Origin of the sequence: Pseudomonas sp. (genome assembly GCF_050739995.1) — a bacterium.
Taxonomy (GTDB): Bacteria; Pseudomonadota; Gammaproteobacteria; order Pseudomonadales; family Pseudomonadaceae; genus Aquipseudomonas.
Genome location: NZ_JBOICG010000077.1, coordinates 1 through 4,896 on the forward strand (window position 1 = coordinate 1; position 4,896 = coordinate 4,896).

Sequence of the window (4,896 nt, forward strand, 5' to 3'; positions counted from 1 at the left end):
TTGGATAGCAGCACCCATGGCAACCGCTTCGTCCGGGTTCACGTCTTTACGTGCTTCTTTACCGAAGAACTCGGTCACCAACTTCTGAACCAGTGGCATACGGGTCTGACCGCCCACCAGGATCACGTCGTTGATCGAACCAACATCGATACCGGAGTCTTTCAGCGCGATGCGGCAAGGTTCGATGGTACGTTGAACCAGGTCTTCAACCAGCGCTTCCAGCTTGGCGCGCGAGATCTTCACGTTCAAGTGCTTAGGACCGGTAGCGTCTGCAGTGATGTACGGCAGGTTCACATCGGTCGACTGAGCGGAAGACAGCTCGATCTTGGCTTTTTCAGCAGCTTCTTTCAGGCGCTGCATCGCCAGCGGGTCACCTTTAAGGTTCATGCCGCTTTCTTTCTTGAATTCGTCAACGAGGTAGTCGATCAGGCGAATATCGAAGTCTTCACCACCCAGGAAGGTGTCACCGTTGGTGGCCAACACTTCGAACTGGTGCTCGCCGTCAACTTCAGCGATCTCGATCACGGAGACGTCGAAAGTACCGCCACCCAGGTCATAAACGATCACAGTGTGGTCGCCCTTGGCCTTGTCCATGCCGTACGCCAGAGCGGCCGCGGTTGGCTCGTTGATGATACGTTTTACGTCCAGGCCCGCAATGCGGCCAGCGTCTTTGGTTGCCTGACGCTGGCTGTCGTTGAAGTAGGCTGGAACGGTGATCACCGCTTCAGTCACTGCTTCACCGAGGTAGTCTTCGGCAGTTTTCTTCATCTTTTTCAAGATTTCAGCCGAGATTTGCGGCGGCGACATTTTCTGGCCGTTTACTTCAACCCAGGCGTCACCGTTGTCAGCCTTGGCGATTTTGTAAGGCACCATCTTGATGTCTTTCTGTACGACTTCTTCGTCGAACTTACGACCGATCAGACGCTTTACCGCGTACAGCGTGTTATGCGGGTTGGTCACAGCCTGACGCTTGGCCGACTGACCAACAAGGATTTCACCGTCGTTGGCGTAAGCAATGATCGACGGCGTGGTACGCGCGCCTTCGGCGTTTTCGATAACTTTAGCAACGCCGTTTTCCAGCACGGAGACGCAGGAGTTGGTGGTCCCCAGGTCGATACCGATAATTTTGCCCATGATTTACTCTCCCGAAACTTTAATTTGGTTGCCGCAGCAGTGGTGGCTAACTGCGGTAGCACTTAAACGCTTGACTTATAGATGGGGCCGTTACGACTGATTTCAAGCCTGCTCATCAATAGAAGGTGCAACGGGTGCAGGAGCCTTGCTCACCACCACCATTGCCGGGCGCAACAAACGACCGTTGAGCACATAACCCTTCTGGAACACTTTCAATACGCTGTTCGGCTCCAGGTCATGACTTTCCTGCATGGCCATAGCCTGGTGATGCTCAGCATTGAACGGCTCACCGCCTTGCGGATCGATGGCTTCCAACTGATAACGCTTCAGGGTGTCCTGGAACATTTTCAGGGTCAGCTCGATCCCTTCGCGCATCGGACGTATGTTTTCGTCGTCCGGGTTGGACAACTCAAGGCCGCGCTCCAGACTGTCGATAATCGGCAGCAGGTCGTTGGCGAATTTTTCCAGCGCGAATTTGTGAGCCTTTTCTACATCCTGCTCGGCACGGCGGCGGACGTTCTGCAGATCGGCGGCAACACGCAAAGACTGGTCCTGCGCAGCGGCCAATTGCTCTTCGAGCACTTGCACACGGGTTGCCAGCTCATCGCCGACAGCCGAATTGGCGTCTGGAGTTTGCGTATCCTGCGTCTGTTCGTCAGCCATAGATTTCTCCTTTCAAAATCATGCGCGAACTCAACTCGCGCTTCTGTTCCGGTATATGGGGCCACAATTTCCTGGTTCAAGGGCGCAGGCGTTACCAAAAGTCTTTCGCTTGCTCTGGATCAATTCCTGCGCGCTCATTCCGCACTGCGCTTAAAAATTCACCCATTCAAGCAAATCGAGCTAAGTATCAGGATTGTCAGACTCAAACAAAACACTGTATAAATAACCAGACCTAAAGCCTGGGAGCTGCCGTCATGCTGGTGCACCTGTCCGTACATAACTACGCCATTGTTGAACACCTTGATCTCGAGCTGGATCGTGGAATGAGCGTAATCACAGGCGAAACCGGCGCCGGCAAATCGATCATGCTCGACGCCCTGGGCCTGACCCTGGGCGATCGCGCTGACAGCGGCGTGGTTCGCCCCGGCGCGGACAAGGCCGACATCCTGGCCACCTTTGACTTGGCGGACATTCCCGAAGCCGAGGCCTGGCTGGCCGAACGAGACCTCGACAATGATGGCCCGTGCATCTTGCGCCGAGTCATCACCGCAGAAGGACGCTCTCGCGGCTATATCAATGGCACCCCCTGCCCCCTCGGTGACTTGAAAGCCCTGGGCGAACTCCTGATCGACATCCACAGCCAGCATGAACACCAGTCCCTGTTAAAAACCGACACTCACCGTCGCTTGCTGGACGAATACGCCGGAGCTACCGACCTGGCCCGCCAGGTGCAGCTTGCGGCCCAGCGCTGGCGCCAGACTCGACAGGAGCTGGAGCGGCTATCCAACTCCGGCGACGAACAACGTGCACGCCACCAACTACTCAGCTATCAACTTGAAGAACTGGAAAGCCTGGGCCTGGGCGAAACCGAGCTGGAACAGCTGGAACAGGAACATAAGAACCTCACCAATGCCGAAACCCTATTGGGCATTTGCCGCCAGGTGGTGGAGCAATGCAGCGAGAGCGATTCCGACAATGTGCTTAATGCCCTGACGGCCAGCCTCAATCGACTGTCCAGCGTAAACAGCGCATCCGGCGCATTGAGCGAAGCCACCACCCTGTTGACCAGCGCACAGATTCAGGTTGAGGAAGCGGTGGGCGAACTGAATCGCTTCCTGGATCACTTCGATGCCGACCCTGCGCGCCTCCAGGAAATAGAGGAACGCCTGGACACCATTTATACCTTGGCACGCAAGCACCGAATCCAACCCACTGAAGTGGCGACGATGCAGCAGAAATTGCTGGATGAAATCGAAACCCTGAACGCGAATGACGAATCCATCGAACGACTGGGCGAAGAACTCGCTTCGTTTGCTCGTCATTACCAGGAGAAAGCGCGCGAACTGAGCGACCTGCGCCACCAAGCTGCCACTGGACTGGCGGGCGCGGTGGAGCAGGAAATCCAACGCCTGGGCATGCCAGGGGGCCGATTCACCATTGAATTGCGCACCAACGCCAGCAATGAACTGCAACCCCATGGCTTAGAACAGGTGGAGCTACTGGTCAGCGCCAACCCTGGGCAACCACTCAAGGCGCTGGCCAAAGTGGCATCTGGCGGCGAGCTGTCGCGGATCAGCCTGGCCATACAGGTGATAACCGCCCAGACCTCACGTGTCCCCACCCTGGTGTTCGACGAAGTGGACGTTGGGATCGGCGGCCCGACAGCGGAGATTGTTGGCCAGCTGTTGCGACGACTGGGTGATCGTGGCCAGGTCCTTACGGTCACGCACTTGCCACAGGTGGCCGCCCAAGGGCACCAACATTTATTTGTGCATAAGGTACGCGGCAGCGACGCGACCCACACGGCAGTGTCCAAACTGAACAAATCGGAACGCGTAGAAGAAGTGGCGCGAATGCTTGGCGGCATAGACCTCACCAAGGAGTCGCTGGCTCACGCGAAGAAAATGGTTGTGGCAGCCAAGGCTTAAGCTGGCACTTTCTTCTTTATAGAAAGCACGAAGGCGACCCTAGGGTCGCCTTCAATCGTTTCGCAAAGCAGATCTGCGTCGATTTTTTACTTTTTCTTACGGATGTACAGCACCAGATTGTGGTCGACCAAATCGAAGCCATGCTCCTCAGCAATCTTGTGCTGCAGCGCTTCGATTTCCGGGCTGGTGAACTCGATAACCTCATTGGTATCCAGGTCAACCATGTGATCGTGATGACCACCGTCAGCCAATTCGAACACTGCATGACCGCCGTCGAAATTATGACGAACCACCAGCCCTGCGGCTTCAAACTGGGTCAGTACACGGTAAACCGTGGCCAGGCCGACGTCCTCATTAGACTCCATCAGCGCCTTGTAAACATCTTCGGCACTCATGTGACGCTGCTCAGCAGAATCGAGCATTTGTAGAATCTTGACTCGTGGCAGAGTCACTTTGAGACCGGCTTTGCGTAGTTCGCTATTTTCAACCATGGTTAGCTTTCTCGCGGATGCTGCTTCGCAGCTTCTCTTAATACGGGTATGATCGGCGTTTACGTTGTCCCAGCCAAGATAGTGGAAGTCGCCCACCGATGCAAAACACCAAGCTCTTGCTAACCAGTTTCACCTTTGTGGGACTGCTCGCACTCGCCGGTTGTTCATTCCCCGGGGTTTACAAAATCGACATCCAGCAGGGCAATGTCGTCACGCAGGACATGATAGACCAGTTACGCCCGGGAATGACCCGACGGCAAGTACGGTTTATTATGGGCAATCCTCTGCTGACCGACACTTTCCATGCCGATCGCTGGGATTATCTCTACAGCATCCAGCCAGGTGGCGGTGAACGCCAGCAGGAGCGCGTCAGTGTCATTTTTAATGGCAATGATCAGCTTGTCAGCCTGTCGGGTGACTTCATGCCCGGCGTGAGCCGCGATGACGCCCTGCTCGGCAAGGACAATGGCACGAACGTGACCGCACCCGCGCAGGAAGCCGAGAAACCGAAGCCCGAAGCACCGGCCAAGCCAGGCTCCTTGCTGGATCAGATCCAGAAGGACGTCGACGGCGTGAAGACCGTCCCCGTCCCGACACCAGAACCTCTGGACGCCAGCCCGCAGTAACTTTGCGGCGCTCAACAAAAAGCCCGGCATGCCGGGCTTTTTGTTGTGTGTCAT

At 55.9% G+C, this 4,896-nt stretch carries 5 protein-coding genes; 2 read left to right on the forward strand and 3 right to left on the reverse strand.

Annotated features, from left to right (window positions below; all coding sequences use genetic code 11):
• Together dnaK and grpE are read right to left on the reverse strand one after the other, a co-directional pair.
• The coding region (gene dnaK, locus ACRESD_RS02600) for a molecular chaperone DnaK (protein ID WP_431749495.1) at nucleotides 1-1,134 on the reverse strand (1,134 nt) is incomplete at its 3' end.
• 102 nt (nucleotides 1,135-1,236) lie between these two features.
• Nucleotides 1,237-1,797, reverse strand: a complete 561-nt coding sequence (grpE, locus tag ACRESD_RS02605) for a nucleotide exchange factor GrpE (RefSeq protein ID WP_431749496.1) — start codon at nucleotides 1,795-1,797, stop codon at nucleotides 1,237-1,239.
• 254 nt (nucleotides 1,798-2,051) lie between these two features.
• On the opposite strand from grpE, the gene recN reads away from it, so the two are divergent.
• Complete coding sequence (gene recN, locus ACRESD_RS02610; RefSeq protein WP_431749497.1) at nucleotides 2,052-3,725, forward strand: DNA repair protein RecN; 1,674 nt, start codon at nucleotides 2,052-2,054, stop codon at nucleotides 3,723-3,725.
• An 86-nt stretch (nucleotides 3,726-3,811) separates the two neighbouring features.
• Here recN and fur read toward each other — a convergent pair whose 3' ends face one another.
• Nucleotides 3,812-4,216 (reverse strand): ferric iron uptake transcriptional regulator, encoded by a 405-nt coding sequence (fur, locus tag ACRESD_RS02615; protein WP_003194220.1) that lies wholly within the window; start codon nucleotides 4,214-4,216, stop codon nucleotides 3,812-3,814.
• Between the two features lie 98 nt (nucleotides 4,217-4,314).
• Between fur and ACRESD_RS02620 the strand changes: the two genes are divergently transcribed.
• Entirely contained in the window at nucleotides 4,315-4,842 is a 528-nt protein-coding gene (locus ACRESD_RS02620) for an outer membrane protein assembly factor BamE (protein WP_431749498.1), read from the forward strand.
• Nucleotides 4,843-4,896 lie beyond the last annotated feature (54 nt).

Coding starts and splice junctions, on each gene's coding strand:
- fur (WP_003194220.1), bottom strand. CDS start 4,216: ATGGTTGAAAATAGCGAACTACGCAAAGCCGGTCTCAAAGTGACTCTG.
- ACRESD_RS02620 (WP_431749498.1), top strand. CDS start 4,315: ATGCAAAACACCAAGCTCTTGCTAACCAGTTTCACCTTTGTGGGACTG.
- grpE (WP_431749496.1), bottom strand. CDS start 1,797: ATGGCTGACGAACAGACGCAGGATACGCAAACTCCAGACGCCAATTCG.
- recN (WP_431749497.1), top strand. CDS start 2,052: ATGCTGGTGCACCTGTCCGTACATAACTACGCCATTGTTGAACACCTT.